The 19,588-nt window shown below is 71.4% G+C and carries 12 protein-coding genes and 1 pseudogene; 12 read left to right on the forward strand and 1 reads right to left on the reverse strand.

The window, feature by feature from the left end:
• The first annotated feature begins 26 nt into the window (after positions 1-26).
• The 8 genes from HS109_07410 (at position 27) to HS109_07445 (ending at position 15,701) form a co-directional block, all read left to right on the forward strand.
• Positions 27-9,116 (forward strand): PASTA domain-containing protein, encoded by a 9,090-nt coding sequence (locus HS109_07410; GenBank protein MBE7522197.1) that lies wholly within the window; start codon positions 27-29, stop codon positions 9,114-9,116.
• A gap of 195 nt (positions 9,117-9,311) precedes the next feature.
• Positions 9,312-10,955 (forward strand): ATP-dependent DNA helicase RecG, encoded by a 1,644-nt coding sequence (locus tag HS109_07415; protein MBE7522198.1) that lies wholly within the window; start codon positions 9,312-9,314, stop codon positions 10,953-10,955.
• Between the two features lie 111 nt (positions 10,956-11,066).
• Complete coding sequence (locus tag HS109_07420; protein ID MBE7522199.1) at positions 11,067-11,570, forward strand: hypothetical protein; 504 nt, start codon at positions 11,067-11,069, stop codon at positions 11,568-11,570.
• Between the two features lie 155 nt (positions 11,571-11,725).
• A complete protein-coding gene (locus HS109_07425; protein MBE7522200.1) occupies positions 11,726-12,973 on the forward strand; it encodes a glutamyl-tRNA reductase in 1,248 nt (415 codons plus the stop codon).
• Positions 12,974-13,044: 71 nt separating this feature from the next.
• Positions 13,045-14,127, forward strand: coding sequence for a peptide chain release factor 1 (prfA, locus tag HS109_07430; protein ID MBE7522201.1), 1,083 nt, complete (start codon positions 13,045-13,047; stop codon positions 14,125-14,127).
• Complete coding sequence (locus tag HS109_07435) at positions 14,124-14,645, forward strand: GNAT family N-acetyltransferase (GenBank protein MBE7522202.1); 522 nt, start codon at positions 14,124-14,126, stop codon at positions 14,643-14,645. The genes prfA and HS109_07435 overlap by 4 nt, the downstream gene beginning before the upstream one ends.
• Before the next feature lie 53 nt (positions 14,646-14,698).
• A complete protein-coding gene (gene prmC, locus HS109_07440) occupies positions 14,699-15,505 on the forward strand; it encodes a peptide chain release factor N(5)-glutamine methyltransferase (GenBank protein ID MBE7522203.1) in 807 nt (268 codons plus the stop codon).
• A gap of 58 nt (positions 15,506-15,563) precedes the next feature.
• A complete protein-coding gene (locus tag HS109_07445) occupies positions 15,564-15,701 on the forward strand; it encodes a hypothetical protein (protein MBE7522204.1) in 138 nt (45 codons plus the stop codon).
• Positions 15,702-15,729: 28 nt separating this feature from the next.
• Here the strand turns inward: HS109_07445 and HS109_07450 are convergent, their stop codons facing one another.
• Positions 15,730-16,791: an Ldh family oxidoreductase gene (locus HS109_07450; GenBank protein MBE7522205.1), complete on the reverse strand. Its 1,062-nt coding sequence runs from the start codon at positions 16,789-16,791 to the stop codon at positions 15,730-15,732.
• A 183-nt stretch (positions 16,792-16,974) separates the two neighbouring features.
• Between HS109_07450 and HS109_07455 the strand changes: the two genes are divergently transcribed.
• From HS109_07455 to HS109_07470, 4 genes and pseudogenes are all read left to right on the forward strand, one after another.
• Entirely contained in the window at positions 16,975-17,868 is an 894-nt protein-coding gene (locus HS109_07455; protein ID MBE7522206.1) for a glycosyltransferase, read from the forward strand.
• Positions 17,859-18,830, forward strand: a complete 972-nt coding sequence (locus HS109_07460; protein ID MBE7522207.1) for an NAD-dependent epimerase/dehydratase family protein — start codon at positions 17,859-17,861, stop codon at positions 18,828-18,830. The genes HS109_07455 and HS109_07460 overlap by 10 nt, the downstream gene beginning before the upstream one ends.
• A gap of 75 nt (positions 18,831-18,905) precedes the next feature.
• A pseudogene (locus tag HS109_07465) lies at positions 18,906-19,160 on the forward strand (DUF4160 domain-containing protein).
• Positions 19,161-19,167: 7 nt separating this feature from the next.
• The gene (locus HS109_07470) at positions 19,168-19,413 is read left to right on the forward strand and encodes a DUF2442 domain-containing protein (protein ID MBE7522208.1); all 246 of its coding nucleotides are present in this window, start codon (positions 19,168-19,170) and stop codon (positions 19,411-19,413) included.
• Positions 19,414-19,588 lie beyond the last annotated feature (175 nt).

Genomic DNA, 19,588 nt, shown 5'->3' on the forward strand with positions numbered 1-19,588 from the left:
CTCGCGTTACCTGCCCGACACACCGGATGCCTTCGTTGCTGACGTCGCTGCGCTCGCTGGCCCTCGGTCTCGCGGCCTGCGCACTCGTCGGGGCGACCTCCGCCGCCACGCATTCGGTGGGGGTGCTGCTGGACACCGATGACCAGGGCGCGACCGGATGCCCGGTCGCGACGGCGAACGGCGCGCTGACCGGCATCGAACTCGTCGTCACCGCGCGAATCGTCACGACGGCGACCGGCGCCTACGTCGACCGCGTCGATCGGCAGACCTGCACCGGTGGCTCGCTCGGCGCGCCGGTCGTCGTCGACCCGGGCGACTGGCCGGTCGGCCTCGGCGCGGGAGCCGGCGGCTCGGCCGTCGTCGAGTGGTCGATTCCGAGGTCCCTGCTGCCACCGTCGGGCGTCATGAAGGCAGTGGCGGTTGCAAGCGACGGCGCTGCGGGCGCGGACGCGACACCTTCGTTCCTCGTCACGCTCCGAAACGGATCGAGCAGCGCCGCCGTTGCGGTGCCGCTCGCGCCCTGGACCGCGATTCCGCTGGCGCTCGCGGTCGCGTGGCTGGCCGTCCGGTTCGCGCGCCGTCATCCGGAACGCGCGAGGCTCGCCGGCATCCTGTTCGTGTTCGCGTTCGCCGGGCTCGCGTGGGCCGCCTCCGACGTCGTGCGCGATGGCGCGATCGGCGACTGGGCGGGCGTGCCTCCGGCCGTCGGCGATCCGACCGGCGACGGCGCGCCGAACGCCGACATCGTCGCCGTGTTCGTGCAGGTCGACGACACGTACCTGCACCTGCGCATCGACGCGGATGTTCGGACCGACAACGGGGGCACGGGGAACCTCGCGCCGATCGTGAGCGCGGGGCCGGGCCAGACGATCACGCTGCCGGCCGCCGCGACGCTTTCGGGCAGCGCCACCGACGATGGGCTACCGAGCCCGCCGGGTGCGCTCTCGACCGCGTGGACGCTCGACTCTGGGCCGCCCGGCGCCTTCGCGAGCTTCGCGAACCCGGCCTCGCCGACGTCGTCGGTGTCGTTCAACGCGCCGGGCACCTACGTGCTGCGCCTGACCGCGAACGACAGCGCTCTCTCGGCGAGCGCGACGACGACGGTCACGGTGCAGGACGGCGCGCCGCAGCTCGCCTCGATCGCCGACCGCACGATCGAACTGGGAACGAGGCTGCAGATCGTGCTCGAGGCGAAGGACGGGAACGCCGGCGACGCGCTCGCCTACTCGCTGCCGGCCGCGCCCGCGGGCGCATCGCTCGCGCCGCCGCCGCTCCTCGACTGGACGCCGACGTCCGCGCAACTCGGCACGCATCCGTTCACCGTGCGCGTGACCGACGGAGCGGGCGCGAGCGCGTCGCGCAGCTTCAACGTCACGGTCGTGCACACGAACCGGCCGCCGACGATCGCGCCGCAGACGAACGAAGTCGTGCGCGGCGGCGCGACCTTCGTGCGGCGGATCGTCGCGAGCGATCCCGACCTGGGCGACACGCTGACCTTCTCGCTCGTCGCCGGCCCTCCGGGCATGACGATCTCGGGCAACGAACTGCGCTGGCCGACGGCGGGCGCGAGCGCGGGTGACCGTACGGTCACGGTGCGCGTGCGCGACGTTGCGGGGCTCACCGACCAGACGTCGTTCACCCTGACGCTCCTGCCCGCGGCGGCTCCGGTCGCGGTCGACGACGCCTACGAAGTTCGGGTCGGCGAAACGCTGGTCGTTCCGGCGCCGGGCGTGCTTGCGAACGACCAGAACCCGTCGGGCGGGCCGGTGTCGGCGGTGAAGAAGACCGACCCCGCGCTCGGCACGCTCTCGGCGTTCGACGCGAACGGCGCGTTCACTTTCGTCGCGCCCTCGAGCGTGCCCGCCCCCGCGTTCGGGCTCGCCGAAGCCTGGCGCAACGATGCATCCGGCCAGATCGTCAACACGTTCCCGGTGGTGGGTGACGTCAACGGCGACGGCTATCCGGACCTCGTGCTGTCGAGCCAGTTCGTCGGCCACCGGGCGGTCGACCTGCGCACCGGCGCGACGCTGTGGGACATCGATCGGACCGGCTACGCCGATTGCGGCTTCGGATTCGCGACCACCACCGCACCCGCGCTCGCGGACGTCGACGACGACGGTGTGCCGGAGTACATCGGCAACCTGGGGTCCTGCGAGCGCGACAGCAACATCCTCGCCGCCGGCTACGCGCCGGCCGACCGTATCTTCGCGCTCGACGGACGCACGGGCGCGGTCAAGTGGATGTCCGAGCGCGTCTCGCGGCCGCTCGGCGACGTGCTGGCGCCGGGCGCGCCGCCGTCGACCGAGGATCGCTTCCAGCACGTGTACGCGGGCGCGCAGTACGCGAGCATGCACGTCGCGCGGCTCGCGCCGGGCGCCGCGCCGACGATCCTGTTCCGCCAGACGCTGCGCGCCGACGCCGGCTACTACCAGCCGGTGACCGGCCCCGCGCGCAGCACCGGCTGCCGGGCGCTCACCGGACTCGCGGCCGACGACAACGTCGCCTGCCGCGCGACGATCCTGATGCGCAGCGACGGCACGATCGAGTCGATCCTGACCGCGCCCAATCCGAGCAATCTCTCCCAGGCATCGTGGGACCCGACGCGCGAGCTCGCCCCGTTCACCGTCGACGTCGACGGCGATGGCGCGCCCGAGATCGTGTCGGGCAGCGACGTCTGGAAGAAGGTCGGCGGCGCCTGGACGCTGCTGTGGCAATCGGAGATCGAGCCGATCCAGGCGCTCGCGGCGGACCTCGACGGCGACGGCCGCCCCGAGGTCGTCCACGTCCTCGCGATGGACAAGACCGGCAGCGGCGCGAGCCCGCGCGGGCAATACGGAGGCGACCTCTACAAGTTCAACGGATTGTTGATTCTCGACGGCGCGACCGGCGCCGAGAAGCGCCGCATCCGGCTGCCGACCTACTGGACCTCGTGGCTCACGATCGCCGACCTCGACGGCGACGGCGCGCCCGAGTTCGTCTGGAACACGCAGGGCAGGGTGTACGCGATCGGCGCCGACGGGCGCATCCGCTGGACCTACGCGTTCATCCCCGGCCAGATCGGCATGGGTGCGGCCGCCTACTCCGGGACCGCGAACGCGCAGGTGTACGACCTCGACGGCGACGGCGTGCCGGAAGTCGTCACGAACTCGCACAGCGAGATCGTCGTGCTGAACGGTCGCACCGGCGCCGTGCGCGCGTCGCATCCCTCGTCGGGGCTGCACGGCGGCTATTACACCGGACACGACGTGCAGCTCGTCGACGCCGACGCCGACGGCCACGTCGACATCGTCGCGACCAACGTATCCGGTCCCGACCGGCTGAGCTACCTGATGCTCCGCGGCGCGCCGAACGACTGGCTCCCCGGTCCGGCGATCCATCCGCAGGTCAACTTCGTCAACGGCGACTTCTCGGGCAACGGCCACGCCGAGCTCAACGCCAATGTTCCCGTGCAGATCCGCAACCCGGCGCAGCAGGGAACGGTCGGCGACCCGCGCGAGACCGAGGGCACGAGCTTCACCTACGCGATCGACGACGGCGCCGGCGAGAGCGCGCCTGCGACCGTGTTCGTGAAGATCGCGCCGGCGAACCGGCCGCCGGTGATCACGTCGACGCCGCCGTCCGGCCTGCTGCAGCGCTTCGCCCCGACGCCGCCGGGCGGCCTCGTCACGAACTACTACCAGCCGACCGCGATCGACCCGGATGCGGGCGATACGCTGACCTGGTCGCTCGTCTCGGCGCCGGCGTGGGTGACGATGGAGGCGGGCGGACGCATCCGCTTCGAGCCGACCTGCGGCTCCTACGGCTACCCGTGCGGCTGGGGTTGGACGTTCGTCGTCCTGCGCGTGACCGATTCGCTGGGCGCGTACGCCGAGCAGTCGTTCATGGTGAATCTCACGACGACCGGCGCCGCGGTGCCGAACGTCGTCGGCCTGATGCTCGCGGACGCGAATGCGGCGGTCGTGGCCGCGGCGCTCGACCCGCAGCTGTTGCAGGAGGTGGCCGACGCGTCGCCCGCCGGCACCGTGCTCGCGCAGGATCCGGTGGCCGGCGCGCCGAACATCGCGCAGGGCGCCGCGGTGTTCCTCACCGTGTCCAAGGGTCCGCAGCCGGTCGCGGTGCCCTTCGTCGTCGGCAAGACGCTCGCGCAGGCGAACGCGGCGATCGGCGCGCTGGGGCTCACGACGTCGGTGTCGACCGTGTTCTCGCCGACCGTGCCCGCGGGCGACGTGCTGGCGCAGTCGCCGGACTTCGGCACGATGCTGCTGCCCGGTTCCGCGCCGCCGGTCGCGCTGACGGTGTCGGCGGGCGCGCCGCTCGCGAAGCCGGTCGCGCAGGTCGTCGTCGAGCCCGGGCCGGGACCGCTCGCGCGGCTCGCGGGCGAAACGCAGGCGTTCAAGGCGACCGCGGTGTTCGACGACGGCACCAGCGCGAACGTGACGTACGCGGCGACCTGGCTGTCTTCCGCACCGGCGATCGCGAGCGTCGACGCGACCGGTGTCGCGCTTGCGAAGACCGCAGGCGGGGCGACGGTCTCGGCGACGATCGGCGGCAGGACCGGTCAGGCGACCATCGCGGTGTCGGCGCTCGCGCCCGGCGACGCGACGCCGCCCGTCGCGGCGATCGACGCGCCCGCCGACGGGGCTTCGGTGAACGGCCCGGTCGACGTCACCGGCACCGCGACCGACCCGAACTTCCTGCGCTACGAACTCGCGTTCGCGCTCGCGGGCGACGAGGCGTGGACGGTGATCGGCGAGGGCACGTCGCCGGTCGCGGGCGGCGTGCTCGGGACCTTCGATCCGACGGTGCTCGTCAACGACCTCTACACGCTGCGGTTGCGGGTGTTCGACCGGGGCGAGAACGTCACCGAGACGAGCGCGACGGTGCAGGCGAAGGGGCAGCGCAAGATCGGCTTGTTCACGCTGACCTTCATCGACCTGCAGGTACCGATGGCGGGGCTGCCCATCACCGTGTCGCGGACCTACGACAGCCGCGACAAGGCGAAGGGCGATTTCGGTGTCGGCTGGCGACTCGGTCTGCAGACGCTCCGGTTGCGCGCCAACCGCGTCCTGGGCACGGGTTGGCTGAGGACGGTGTCCGGTCCGACGGTGAGTCTTTCGCCCACGGCCGAGCACAAGATCAGCGTCACGCTGCCCGACGGTCGCATCGAGGAATTCGACATGGTCGTGTCGCCGACCGCCAACATCGGTTCGCTCGATTTCACGACGGTCACGGGGTTTGTCGCGCGCCCGGGTACGCTCGGGGCGCTCGAAGTGCTCGGCAATCGCGACCTGATCATCCTCGACGACGGCGCGGCGACGGTCCTCGTTGACGACACGACGCTCGAGTACTACGACCCGACGCGCTTCCGCTACACGGCGGCCAACGGGACGGTCATCGAGATCCACCGGGCCGACGGCGTCACACGGATGACCGATACGAACGGCAACACGCTCGTGTTCGGCCCGGAAGGAATCACGCACTCGTCCGGCAAGAGCGTGGCCTTCACCCGCGATGTGCAGGGGCGCATCACGCAGATCGTCGACCCGCTCGGCCATGTCCAGACCTATGCCTACGACGCCAATGGCGACCTCGCGAGCCGGACCGATGCGACCGGGCGGACGTCGAGCTACCTGTACGACCGGGCGCACAACCTGATCGAGGCGCTCGATCCCTCGGGGAACCGGGCGATCCGCAACGACTACGACGCCGGCGGCCGCCTGGTGTCGATGACCGACGCCAACGGCGCGACGGTGACCTACACGCACGACCTCGGCGCCTCGCGCGAGATCGTCCGCGACCGGCTCGGATGGCCGACCGTCTACGACTACGACGCCGACGGGAACCTGGTCGCGAGGACCGACGCGCTCGGTGGACTGTGGACGACCACGTTCGACGCGCGAGGCAATCCGCTCGTTCGGACCGATCCGCTCGGGCGGACGCTGGTGCGCACCTACGACGCGCGCGACAACGTGCTGACTGAGACGGACGAGGACGGCAACCTTCGGACCTGGACCTACGACGCGCAGGGCCGGGTACTGGTCGCGACCGATCCGGAGGGCCGGATCACGACCCACACGTACGACGTGAGCGGCAACCTCGTGCGCGTCGATGATCCCGAGGGCGGCGTGACGCGCCACGCCTACGACGGCGCCGGTAATCGGACTTCGTCGACCGACCCGCTCGGCCGAGTGACGCTCTTCGGGCACGACGGCTCGGGCAATCTGGTTTCGACGACCGATCCGCTCGGCAACACGACGAGCTACGCCTACGACGCTGCGAACCGTCGGGTCTCGCTGACCGATCCGCTCGGCGGGACGACGTTGCGCATCCACGATGCCGCGGGTCGCGTCGTGAAGGTCGTCGACCCGATGGGCAATGGGACGACGATCGCCTACGGCGCGGTGGGCGACGGCAGCCGGCCGACGAGCCGCACCGATCCCCTGGGACGCACGACGACCTGGGAGTACGACGCTCTCGCGCGGCGGGTGAAGACGACGAACCCCGACGGAACGACCGAGCTCACCGGCTACGACGCCGAAGGGCGGGTCGTGTCGTCGACGGACCGGGCCGGCGCGACGACGGCGTTCCTGCGGGACGCGCTCGGGCGAACGACGCGCACGACGTTCGCCGACGGAACGACGCGAGAGACCACGTACGACGCGGCGGGACGGCAGACCTCGTCCACCGACGAGCGAGGCAACGCCACGACGTTCGGATACGCGCCCGGACAGCTGTCGGTGACCGACCCGCTTGGAAGGACGACGACGCGCGATCTGGACGGCTCGCTGCGCCCGATCCGCATCACCAACCCGCTCGGCCGGATCTGGCAGTACGCCTACGACAGCGCCGGCAACCTGCTGGCCACGACCTACCCCGACGGAAGCACGGCGTCCACCGCTTACGATGCCGCGGGCCAGCCGGTCGCGCGAACCGACCAGGCCGGCCGCGTCGTGCACCGAGCCTACGACGACGCCGGCCGGCTCGCATCGGTCACCGATCCCGAAGGCGGCATCACCACCTACGACTACGATGCCGCGGGTCGCCGGACCCGTCATCGCGACGCGAACGGGCATACGACCTCCTACGGCTACGACGCGGCGGGCCGGCTCCTCACGCTCACGCGGCCCGGCGGACAGCAGGAGGAACGTACCTACGATGCCGCCGGCAATCTGGTGAGTCGAACCGATTTCGGTGGGCGCGTGACGACGTACGTGCACGACTCGATGAATCGCGTGGTGCGAAAGGTCCTTCCCGGAGGAGCGGTCACGACGTACGCGTACGACCCGGCCGGCCGCCGGACGTCGGCCGGCGGCGACAGCTACGTCTACGATGTTCGCGGACGCCTCGTGCGCGAGACGAAGGCAGGAGGCGACGTGCTCGATTACACGCGCGACGCGGCGGGCAACGTGACGCTGTTCGGTTCGCCGCACGGGACGACGTCCTACACCTACGACGCGCTCGGGCGCCTCGCCACGGTCGCCGCTGCCTCGGGCGTGACGACCTACGCGTACGACGAGATCGGCAATCTCGCCGGAGTGACGCGCCCGAACGGCGTGACGACCACCTATGGCCACGACGCGCTCGACCGTCTGGTTTCCCTCGCGCATGCCGGTCCGGGCGGGCCGATCGCCGCGTATGTCTACACGCTCGGCCCGGCGGGCCACCGCACCCGAGTCGACGAGTCCGGTCCCGCGACCACGGGAAGGACGGTTCGCTACACCTACGACGCGGCGGACCGGCTCACGCGCGAGCAGATCGAGGAACCCGGACTCCCCGCGTACGCGATCGACTACACGTACGATGCGGCCGGCAACCGGACGAAGATGGTGCGCGGCGGAACGGCAACCGACTACGCGTACGATGCCGACGACCGCCTGGTCTCGCGGGTGACCGGTGCCGCGACGGTAAGCTACGGCTGGGACGCGAACGGCAACCTGGCGAGCCGCACCGCGGGTGCCGTCGTCGACACGTATTTCCACGACGGCGAGGACCGACTGACCGCGGTCAGCGGCCCGTCGGGGACGGTCGGCTACGCGTATGACGCAGACGGCATTCGCATCAGCCGGAGCGCCGGCGGCGTGACGACCGCGTATCTCGTCGACAAGGCGCTGCCCGCGTCGAGATGTCCTTGCGGCCCCGACCTGCCGGGCGCGATGGCGCAGGTCGTCGCCGAGACGACGGCCGCGACGACGGTGAGCTACACCTACGGCCACGCGCTGCTCGAGCGCACCGAGGTGGGCGCCGGCACGCACGCCTACCTGCGGGATGCGCAGCATTCGGTCCGACAGCTCACGACGGCCGCGGGCGACGTCAGTGATCGCTACACCTACGACGCGTTCGGCGTCGAGCTCGCCTCGGTCGGGAGCACGCCCAACCCCTATCGGTACGCCGGCGAGGCGTTCGATCCGGTCGTCGGGCTTCAGTACCACCGCGCGCGCTACTACGATCCGTCGATCGGCCGGTTCACGTCGACGGATCCGGTGGCGGGCGACATCGAGGATCCGTCGACGCTTCACCGATACCTGTATGCCGCAGGCGATCCGGTCGGCCGGATCGATCCCACCGGCCGCGAGAACCTGCTCACGCTCACGCTCACGCAAGCCGCGTGGGCCTCGGCGGCGGTCGGGATAGGGACCACGTTCGGCACGAAGGCTTTGGGCATTGCGAATGATTGGGGTCAGGCGGCAACGCTGGGCGCCGTCGCCGCGGCCGGGACCTTCGCGGTGTTCTTCCCCAGTGCGCTCGCGGCGTCCCAGGAACTCGCAGGCGTGGAGGCCGGGAATCTTGCCATTCCACTCAAACAAGGTCTGAAGTACGTAGGGCAACAGCTGTTCGCGGCGGCGACGGAGTCTGGCGCCACTGCGCAAATGCACCTCGGAATCGCGCGGACCGCGGCGACAACGTTCATCCGCAACAGCTTCCGGACCCAGACTGCGCGTTGCTTCGTCGCCAACTCGCTAAGCGCGATCGTCGTTGGCTATGCGAGCAGGAGAATGCTGCTCGAGGCGGCAGGCGGTTTCCAGCAGGTTTCACTCCTCAGCAAGGATCTGCCTCAGATCTCAGCACAGGCGGAGGCGATCGTCGTGGGCGTCAAGCAGGCGCTCGGGTGTCCGTGACCACGGCCTAGTCCTGGGTCGAATCGGGCGTGATGCTCCAGACGCGCCACGCCGAGGGCCTGGCGAATCGAGCTCGGTCTGGTTGCGCGATCCTAGTAGAATCGGCGGCTGCCGCCTGGGTCGGGTCGTCACGGCCGCGAGGTCGGAATGAAGACCTGGACGCGGGCAACCCACCATCTTGTGGTCCAGGCCCGCATGGCCGCCCGACGAAAGCCGCCCCGCGACGAAGCCGCCCCGAAGCGCGCCGAAAGCCTCGCCGACAAGCTCGCCCGCCTCGACATCGCGCGCGAGGAAGACCTCGTGCTGCACCTGCCGCTGCGCTACGAGGACCACACGCGGCTCGTGCCGCTCGCGCAAGTGAAGGTCGGCGAGACCGTGCAAACCGAGGGGACGGTCGCGAATGTCGACATCGCGTACCGGCCGCGGCGCCAGCTCGTCTGCCGGATCGAGGAGGTCGACGCACGAGGCGGGCGCGCGGGCCTGACGCTGCGCTTCTTCTCGTTCTATCCGAACCAGCAGAAGGCGCTCGCGCAGGGCGCGCGCGTGCGCGTCTACGGCGACGTGCGCGAGGGCTACTTCGGGCCGGAGATCGTGCACCCGCAGTTCAAGGTCGTGCACGAGGGCGCGCCGCTCGACGATCGGCTGACGCCCGTCTACCCGACGACCGCGGGACTCTCGCAGGAGGTGCTGCGCAAGCAGGTGGCGCGGGCGATCGCCGGCCACCCGGATCGATTGACCGAGACGCTGCCCGAGGAGATCGTGCGGCGGCGCGCGCTGTGGAAGTTCGGCGACGCGGTGTCGTTCCTGCACGCGCCGCCGCCGAGGCTCGCCGCGTTGACGCAGAAGGCGCTCGACGCGCGCACGCACCCGGCGTGGACGCGGCTCAAGTTCGACGAGCTCGTGGCGCAGCAGTTGTCATTGAAGGCGCATCGTGCGGCGCGCGCGAAGCGCAATGCGCCGGTGCTGACCGGGACCGGTGCGCTGCAGAAGCAACTGCTCGACCGCGTCGGCTTCACGCTCACGCGCGCGCAGCAGAAGGTGGGGCGCGAGATCGCGCACGACCTCAAGCGCTCGATGCCGATGCAGCGCCTGTTGCAGGGCGACGTGGGCTCCGGCAAGACGGTGGTCGCGGCGCTCGCCGCGCTGCAGGCGATCGAGAGCGGGCGGCAGGTCGCGTTCATGGCGCCCACCGAGCTCCTCGCCGAGCAGCACTACCGCAAGCTCGCCGCCTGGCTCGCCGGCCTGCCGGTCGAGGCCGCGTGGCTGTCGGGCTCGCTGCCGGCGAAGGAGCGCAAGCGCGCGCGCGAGCGCCTGGCGAGCGGCGAGGCGCAGTTCGCGGTCGGCACCCACGCGCTCTTCCAGGAAGGTGTCGAGCTGCCGCGGCTGGGCTTCGTCATCGTCGACGAGCAGCACCGCTTCGGGGTCGCGCAGCGGCTCGCGCTGCGCGGCAAGGGGCTGGCCGACGCGCACCAGCTGATGATGAGCGCGACGCCGATCCCGCGCACGCTCGCGATGACCTTCTACGCGGACTTGGACGTGTCGGTGCTGGACGAATTGCCGCCGGGGCGCACGCCGGTCGTCACGCGGCTCGCGAGCCAGAAGCGGCGCGCCGAGATCGTCGACTACGTCGGCAAGCGCTGCGAGGCGGGCGCGCAGGCGTACTGGGTGTGCCCGCTGATCGAGGAGAGCGAGACGCTCGAACTGCAGACGGCGGTCGCGTTGCATGCGGAGCTGTCGGCGGCGTATGAAGATCGTCGGGCTGAAGCCCGACCCACGGGGGAGGAGGGAGCGAGTCGGCTGAAGCCTGACCACGGGGGATGGGGCGGCGAGTCGGGCTGAAGCCCAACCCACGGGGGAGGAGGGGCGAGTCGGGCTGAAGCCCCACCCACGGCGTTTCCGGTGGGTCGGGCTTCAGCCCGACGCCTTTCGGTCGGCCTGCTGCACGGCCGGATGAAGCCGGCCGAGAAGGCCGCGGTGATGGACGCGTTCGTGCGCGGCGAGCTCTCCGTGCTCGTCGCGACGACGGTGATCGAGGTCGGCGTCGACGTGCCGAACGCGTCGGTCATGGTGATCGAGCACGCCGAGCGCTTCGGGCTCGCGCAGTTGCACCAGCTTCGCGGCCGCGTGGGTCGCGGCGCGGCGGAGAGCGTGTGCATCCTGCTGTTCGAGGAGCCGCTCTCCGAGACCGCGAAGGCGCGGCTCAAGGTGATCTACGAGACGAACGACGGCTTCGAGATCGCGCGGCAGGACCTCGCGATCCGCGGCCCCGGCGAGTTCCTCGGCGCGCGGCAGTCGGGCGTGCCGATGCTGCGCTTCGCCGACCTGGAGCGCGACGTCGCGCTGATCGAGCAGGCGCGCGACGCCGCCGACGAGATGCTGGCGAAGTTCCCCGACGCCGCGCGGGCGCACGTCGAGCGCTGGCTCGGGGGGCGCGCGGAGTTCATCCGGGCCTGAGCCGTCGGCAGGGACGGGGCGGCTGGGCGGGCGGCTCCGAATCGCCGACATTGGCGGGGAATACTGATCGAAATCAACTACCTGCGGCCACGACCCCGGCGGCAGGGGTAGAATGCCGGCGTTCCGGTCGTCCGCCTCGGGCCGCCGGCCGCGCCATGTCGCTGCACACCATCGGCCTCAACCACACCACCGCGCCGCTCGACGTGCGCGAGCGGGTCACGTTCGCGCAGGACGCGCTCGCCGACGCGCTGCGCGATGTCACCGGAGCGTGCTCGGTGAACGAGGCGGCCATCCTGTCGACCTGCAACCGCACCGAGGTGTACTTCCGCGGCGGCGAACCATTGCGCGTCGCGCGCTGGCTCGAGGACGTGCACGGGCTCGCCTGCGACACGCTGCGGCCGCACCTCTACACGCTCGGGCAGGACCAGTCGGTGCCGCATGCGTTTCGCGTCGCGTCGGGACTGGACTCGATGGTGCTGGGCGAGCCGCAGATCCTGGGCCAGATGAAGCTCGCGGTGCGCACCGCGGAGTCCGCGGGTTCGCTCGGCCTCGTGCTGCACCGGCTGTTCCAGCGCACCTTCGCGGTCGCGAAGGACGTGCGCACGCACACCGACATCGGCAGCGCGTCGATCTCGATGGCCGCGGCCGCGGTGAAGCTCGCCGAGCGCATCTTCCCGTCGATCGCCGACCAGCGGTTGCTCCTGATCGGGGCGGGCGAGATGGTCGAACTCGCGGCGAGCCACTTCGTCGCGCGCAAGCCGAAGTCGATCACGGTGGCGAACCGCACGCACGAGCGCGGGCAGTCGCTCGCGGAGCGGATCGGCGCCGACGCGATCCTGCTGAACGAACTGCCCGACCGGCTCCCGCAGTTCGACATGATCGTGACCTGCACGGCCAGCACGCTGCCGATCCTCGGCAAGGGGCTGATCGAGCGCGTGATCCGCGCGCGTCGGCACGTGCCGGTGTTCATCGTCGACCTGGCGGTGCCGCGCGACGTCGAACCGGAGGTGGGCGACCTCGACGACGTGTTCCTCTACTCGGTCGACGATCTCTCGTCGATCGTCAAGGACAATCTCGCGATCCGCCGCGAGGCCGTCGCAGAGGCCGAGGCGATGATCGCCGAGCAGGCCGGCCAGTTCCTGAACTGGCTCGAGGGCCGCAGCGTCGTGCCGACGATCCATGCGCTCTCCGGCCACGTCGACGACCTGCGCGAACTCGAGCTCGAGCGCGCGCGGCGGATGTTGGCGAACGGAACGTCGCCGGAGCGCGTGATCGAGGCGCTCGCGCGCGGCCTCGCGAACAAGTTCCTGCACGCGCCGTTGTCGGCGCTCAACTCGGCGGGCGACGCCGAGCGCGCGGAATTGATCGCGCTGTTCCAGCGCGTCTACAAGCTGCACGATTAGCTGCGGCGTCCCGGGCCGGGTTCCGAACCGCGTTTCGGGCCGGGCTCCGGCGTCGGCCGCACGGGCCCACGGTGAAGATCACGCTGCGCACGAGACTCGAGCAGCTCGCGACGCGCCTCGCGGAACTCGACCACCTGCTGGCCGCGCCCGAGACGGCCGGGGACATGGAGCGCTTCCGCGCCTGCGCGAAGGAGCGCGCCGAGGTGGCGCCGGTGGTCGAGCGGTTCGAGGCGTGGCGGCGGGCCGAATCCGATGTCGCCGCCGCCGAAGAGATGGCCGCCGATCCGTCGATGCGCGCGTTCGCCGACGACGAGCGCCGGCTCGCCGGCGAGCGGATGGAGTCGCTGGAGCGCGACCTCCAGACCGCGTTGCTGCCGAAGGACGCGAACGACGCGCGCAACGTCTTCCTCGAGATCCGCGCCGGCACGGGCGGCGACGAGAGCGCGCTCTTCGCGGGCGACCTGCTGCGCATGTACACGCGCTACGCCGAGCGCGAAGGCTGGAAGGTCGAGCTCGTGTCGTCGTCGCCCTCCGAGCTCGGCGGATACCGCGAAGCCATCGTGCGCATCGCGGGGGAGGGCGCGTACGCGAAGCTCAAGTTCGAGTCGGGCGGACACCGCGTGCAGCGCGTGCCGGAGACCGAGGCGCAGGGTCGCATCCACACCTCGGCCTGCACGGTCGCGGTGATGCCCGAGGCCGATCCGATCGCCGACATCGAGATCAATCCCGCGGACCTGCGCATCGACACGTTCCGTTCGTCGGGCGCGGGCGGGCAGCACATCAACAAGACCGACTCGGCGGTGCGGATCACCCACCTGCCGACCGGCCTCGTCGTCGAGTGCCAGGACGACCGCTCGCAGCACCGCAACCGCGCGCAGGCGATGAGCGTGCTCGCGACGCGGCTCCTCGACCGCGAGCGCACCGAGCGGCAGCGCAAGGAGGCCGCCACGCGCAAGAGCCTGATCGGCTCGGGCGACCGCAGCGAGCGCATCCGCACCTACAATTTCCCGCAGGGCCGGGTCACCGACCACCGCATCAACCTGACGCTCTACCGGATCGACGCGATCATGGCGGGCGATCTCGACGAGATCGTCGACGCGCTGCGCCGCGAGTTCCAGGCCGAGCAGCTCGCCGCTCTGGGAGGCGAGGCGTGAAGAGCAGGGCTTGTCTGCCGTGGCTGCAGACGCTGCGGATCGACCTGCGCGAGTTCGTGCCGCGGGACGTCGAAGACGTGGTGCGGCTCGACGGCGACCGCCGCGTGATGAAGTTCATCGGCGACGGGCGCGTGCACACGCGCGAGGAGACGCTGGCGATCTTCCCGCGCGCGCTGCGCTACTCGCGGCTCTACGCGGACCTCGGCATCTGGCGCGCGTCGCGGCGCGACACGGGTGCGTTCATCGGCTGGTTCTCGCTCAAGTACGCGGGCAAGTCCTGCGACGTCGAGATCGGCTATCGGCTGGTCCCGGAGGCCTGGGGCCAGGGCTTCGCGACCGAGGGTGCGGCCGCGCTGCGCGACTACGGCTTCGACGACGTCGGGCTCTCGCGCATCATCGGCGTGACGCACCCGGGCAACCGCGCCTCGCAACACGTCCTCGCGAAGATCGGCATGGCCGACGAAGGCTGGGGCCGCTACTACGACCGGCGGCTGCGGCTCTTCGCCGTCTACGCATGACTTCCGGCATCCGGCGCGCGCCCGGCGAGGGCGTTCGCACGGTGTCGGCGGCGATGGCGCGCTCGGGCCTCGTGCCGGTCGACGCGCAGGTGCTGCTCGCGCACGTGCTCGGCGTCGACCGCGCGTGGCTGATCGGGCACGCGACCGACGAGCTTCCGCGCGCGTCGGCCGAGGCGTTCTTCGCGCTCGCGAAGCGCCGCCGCGACGGCGAGCCGGTCGCCTACCTCACGGGCCGGCGCGAGTTCTACGGCCTCGACCTCGCGGTGACGCCGGCGGTGCTGATCCCCAGGCCGGAGACCGAGACGCTGGTCGAGGTCCTGCTGGAGCGCCTGCCGGCCGATCGCGCGACGCGCGTGGCGGACCTCGGCACCGGCTCGGGCGCGATCGCGCTGGCGCTCGCCGCGCATCGCCCGCTCGCGAAAGTCGTCGCGACCGACGCGTCGGAGGCCGCGCTCGACGTCGCGCGGGGCAACGCGGCGCGGCACCGTCTCACCAACGTGTCGTTCTGCGCGGGCGACTGGTTCGACGCGCTGCCCGACGATGCTCCGCCCTTCGACGCCATCGCCGCGAATCCGCCCTACGTCGCGGAGGACGATCCGCACATGGCCCGGGGCGATCTCCCGCGCGAGCCGGCGCACGCGCTCACGCCGGGAGGCGACGGTCTCGATGCACTGCGCACGATCATCGCGGGCGCGCCCGCGCGGCTCGTGCCCGGAGGATGGCTCGCGGTCGAGCACGGGCATGATCAGTCCGACGAGGTCCGAACCCTCTTTGCGGAGGCGGGATTCGACGCGATCGCGATCCGCCGGGATCTCGCGGGCATCCCCAGGGTCGTCGCGGGGCGAGTGGCCGCACGCTGATCGCCGCACGCGGCCGATCGGTGCCCGATCGGTGAGTCGCGGTCCGGACAATGGGCGCATGGAATCACGCCCCCCCGCGCGCTGCCGCACCTGCCGCCCGAGTCCGGGGTGGCTCGACTTCGCCGACCCCGCGCTCTGGGCCTGGGTCGCGGTCGCGGTGATGCTCGTCGTGCCTGCGTTCTCGGTGCTCGCCTGACCGGGGCCGTCGCGGGCGCGTCACCCGCCTACGCGGATAGCGGCATTTCGACCCCGAGCTTCGCCGCCCAGGGCTCGAGCGCGGGCAGGATCGCCGGATGCAGCGTGACGCCGGTCGCGAGCTGCTCGCGCATCAACTTCAGTCCGCGTTCTCCCGGCAGGCGCACGCGCTCGACGCCAGGCCGCGGCGTCGCGCCGTGGCAGGCATCGGCGAGCCAGTCCATCTGGCGGCGGAACGCGTGAAGGCCGCCGAACGCGCCCGGATCGAACACCTGCACGAACACCGTCGCACCCCAGCCCTCCTTCGGGTCGGCGCGGCCGAATCCGGTGAGCGCGGCAGTCATCGCCTCGACGAGGAGCGCGAGTCCGTAGCCCTTGTGCCCGGCGTCGAGTCCGCCGAGCGGCAGCAGCGTGCCCTTCGGCTCCTCGAACAGCACGCGCGGATCGTCGGTAGGATTGCCTACTGCGTCCTGCACCCAGGCGTGCGGCAACTTCCCGCCCGCCTGATAGAGCCGCGCGGTGAGGCCGTTGGTGGTGAGGCTCGCCGACACGTCGAGCAGGATCGGATCGCCCGAGGTCGGGATGCCGGCGGCGATCGGATTGGGCGTGAACACCGGGCTCACCGCGCCGAACGGCGCGACGCTCGCCGCGACCGGATCGGAACTCATGACGATCGCCATCAACCCGCGGTCGGTCGCGCGTCTGAGGTACGCCGCGAGGCAGGCGATGTGGTGCGACCGGCGGACCGCCACGGTTCCGGTGCCCTCGCTCGAAGCCATCGCCGCGGCCGCGTCGAGCGCACGCAGCGTGAGCCACGGGCCGGGGAGCCTGCCGCCGTCCCAGGTCTGCGCCGCCGGCATCGAGCGCAAGACCTGCGGCTCGCCCGTCTTCGCCATCGTCCCCTGGGCGAGTTCCGCGAGGTAGGGCGCGGCCAGCGCGAGTCCGTGCGTCGTGTGCCCGAGGAGGTCGCCGTCGACCAGCACGGCCGCGATGTCGCAGGCGATGTCGTCGCGGACGCCCGCACGCGCGAAGAGCGCGTGCGCGAACGTCACGAGCGAGGAGGCAGGGTATCGGCGTTCGTCGCGGGTCATGCGCGCATCCGGCGCCCCGGCGCCGGCGCGAAGTTGACGCCGCGAGGGATTGCAAGGATTCTAGCGCAACCCTTTCCGCTCCCCCGGAAAAGCAGGGTCAGACTCGACTTTCCTGGAACGGCGTCGAAAGGTCGGGATTGCGCAAGCAAGTCGAGTCTGACCCTACTACTCCACCGACCGCACGTGTCCACCTCCACCGCCGACGACGGCGGCGTCCCGCTGGTCACCGAGACCGTCGTCCCCTCGTCGCTGCAGGTGTCGATCGTCACGTTCCGGCCCGACCTCCACCTGCTCGACCGCTGCCTGCGCAAGCTCGCGGTGTCGATCGGCGCCGCGCGCGAGTCCGGTATCGTGCGCACGGTCAACGTCGCGCTCGTCGACAACAGCGCGGACCGCGCCGTGGCTGCGAAGGTGATCGACCTCGGCAAGGCGCGCTTCGCCGACTCGGGCGTCCAGCAGAGCTTCCTGCACGGACACGCGAACATCGGCTACGGCGCCGCGCACAACCTCGTGCTGCACGGGAGCGGCGCGGACTATCACCTCGTGCTCAACCCCGACGTCGAGCTCGCGCCCGAAGCGGTGACCCACGGGGTGCGCTGGATGAATGCGCATCCCGACGTCGGCGCGATCGCGCCGCTCGTGAAGCGCCGCGACGGCACGCGCGACTACCTCGTCAAGCGCAAGCCCGCCGTGCTCGACCTCGCGCTGCGCGGGTTCCTGCCGGGGATCGGGCGCGCGCTCTTCCGCCGCCGCCTCGACCGCTACGAGATGCGCGACGTCATCGATCCCGATCCCGCGCGCGAGATCGTCGACATCGCGGCCATGTCGGGCGCATGCATGCTGGTGCGGCGCAAGGCGATCGACCAGACCGGCGGATTCGACCCGGCGTTCTTCCTGTACTTCGAGGACTACGACTGGACGGCGCGACTCAACCGGGTCGCGCGAACCGCGTACGTGCCGTCGTTCGAGGTGGTGCACCACGGCGGCGCCGCGGCGCGCAAGGGTGTGCGGCACGTCGGCCACTTCGTGCGGGGCGGCTGGCGCTATTACCGCAAGCACGGCTGGAAATGGTTCTAGCGCCGCGCACGCCGTCGCGCGCCGTCGTCGTGACCGGCGCTGCGGGGTTCATCGGCCGCGCGCTGGTCGAGCGGCTCCGCGCCGACCGCCGCGTGGTCCGCCCCGTCGTGCGCGATAGTCGCGGCGCACCGGAGGGCGCGGTCGCGCTCGGCGCGCTCGAGGAGGCATCGCCCGCTGCGCTCGCCGGCGTGTTCGCCGGCGCGGACGCCGTGGTGCACCTCGCGTCGCGCGCACACCGGATGGACGAGCGAGGGCCCGACCTCGAGCGCCTGCACCGCGAGATGACGGTCGAGGCGACCGCACGCATCGCGCGCGCCGCGGTGGATGCCGGCGTGCGCCGCTTCGTGCTCGCGAGCAGCGTCAAGGTGAACGGCGAGAGCACGCCCGCCGGGCGGCCGTTCGGGCCAGGCGATCCTCCGGCGCCCGCCGATGCCTATGCGCGCGGCAAGCGTGACGCGGAGGTCGCGCTCGCCGACGCCGCCGAACGCTCGTCGATGGCGGTCGTCGTACTGCGCCTGCCGCTCGTCGTCGGGCCGGGCGCGCGAGGCAACCTCGCGCGTCTGGTCGACGCGATCGCGAAACGCCGTACGCTGCCGTTCGGCGCGATCGACAATCGCCGCAGCGTGATCGGGCTCGCCAACCTGTGCGACGCGTTCGCCGCGGCGCTCGATGCGACTCCGCCGCCCGCCGGCGTGCACTTCGTGGCCGAGGACGTTCCCGTCTCGACGCCCGGACTCGTCCGTTCGATCGCCTCGGCGCTGGGCGTGCCGGTGCCGCTCGCGTACGTGCCGGTGCCGCTGTTGCGGCTCGCCGGGCGCCTCGCCGGCCGCGGCGCGTCGGTGGACCGGGTGGCCGGGTCGCTCGAGGTCGACGATGCCTCGTTTCGCGCGGCGACCGGGTGGCGTCCGGCGCGGACGCTGGACGACGAGATTGCGCGATTCGCGTCAACGCACAGGCGATGATTCTCGGCATCCGACAGCCAACCGGGATCGTGCGTCCTCCGGGCCGACGCCGGGCGCCCGGCGCTACAATGGAGGATGCCCGAGCTGAGCCGCTTCCTCGGCATTGTCATCGCGATGTACTACCGCGATCACGGACCGGCGCATTTTCACGCCGTTTATGGCGGCATCGAGGTGACGGTCGAGATCGAGTCCGGGCGTGTCAGCGGCGAGTTTCCGAAGCGGGCGCTCGCGCATGTGATGGAGTGGCGGGACTTGCATCGGGCCGAGCTTCGGGAATGCTGGGCGCTGGCTCGGGCGAGACAGCCGTTGCCGCGAATCGAACCACTGGAGCGACGTCATGCTGCCCCACATTGCGGAATGTCGTTACGTCGGAGGTCATACGTTGTGGCTCCGATTCAGCGACGATGCACAAGGCGAAGTCGATCTGTCCGGCGAACTGGACGGACCCGTTTTCGAACCGCTCAAGGATGTCGAGACGTTCCGGCAGGTCATTCTGCACCCGGAGCTTCGCACGCTGGTGTGGCCGAACGGCGCTGACTTCGCGCCTGAGTTCCTGCGGTCATTGCTGCGCGTGGCCGCCTGACGTGCCGGTCGAGCGGCTCCCGTTCGGTGTGGCTCCTGCGGCGCGAGTTGGGGCGGCGTTGTCTCCCGGGAGTTCGACGACGACGGCGCCGGCAACGTTTCCCGGCGAAGCCCGCATCGTGGACGCACGCTGAGCGCGCGGCGCCCATACCGGATCAGAAGTCGGTCGATCTCCC

The sequence above is a fragment of the Burkholderiales bacterium genome, assembly GCA_015075645.1.
Classification (GTDB): Bacteria; Pseudomonadota; Gammaproteobacteria; order Burkholderiales; family Casimicrobiaceae; genus VBCG01.

What these genes read in the sequence shown, in the direction of transcription:
- HS109_07410 (MBE7522197.1), top strand. Translation starts at nt 27, where the DNA reads ATGCCTTCGTTGCTGACGTCGCTGCGCTCGCTGGCCCTCGGTCTCGCG.
- HS109_07415 (MBE7522198.1), top strand. Translation starts at nt 9,312, where the DNA reads ATGGCCGCCCGACGAAAGCCGCCCCGCGACGAAGCCGCCCCGAAGCGC.
- HS109_07420 (MBE7522199.1), top strand. Translation starts at nt 11,067, where the DNA reads ATGAAGCCGGCCGAGAAGGCCGCGGTGATGGACGCGTTCGTGCGCGGC.
- HS109_07425 (MBE7522200.1), top strand. Translation starts at nt 11,726, where the DNA reads ATGTCGCTGCACACCATCGGCCTCAACCACACCACCGCGCCGCTCGAC.
- prmC (MBE7522203.1), top strand. Translation starts at nt 14,699, where the DNA reads ATGGCGCGCTCGGGCCTCGTGCCGGTCGACGCGCAGGTGCTGCTCGCG.
- HS109_07445 (MBE7522204.1), top strand. Translation starts at nt 15,564, where the DNA reads ATGGAATCACGCCCCCCCGCGCGCTGCCGCACCTGCCGCCCGAGTCCG.
- HS109_07450 (MBE7522205.1), bottom strand. Translation starts at nt 16,791, where the DNA reads ATGACCCGCGACGAACGCCGATACCCTGCCTCCTCGCTCGTGACGTTC.
- HS109_07460 (MBE7522207.1), top strand. Translation starts at nt 17,859, where the DNA reads ATGGTTCTAGCGCCGCGCACGCCGTCGCGCGCCGTCGTCGTGACCGGC.
- HS109_07470 (MBE7522208.1), top strand. Translation starts at nt 19,168, where the DNA reads ATGCTGCCCCACATTGCGGAATGTCGTTACGTCGGAGGTCATACGTTG.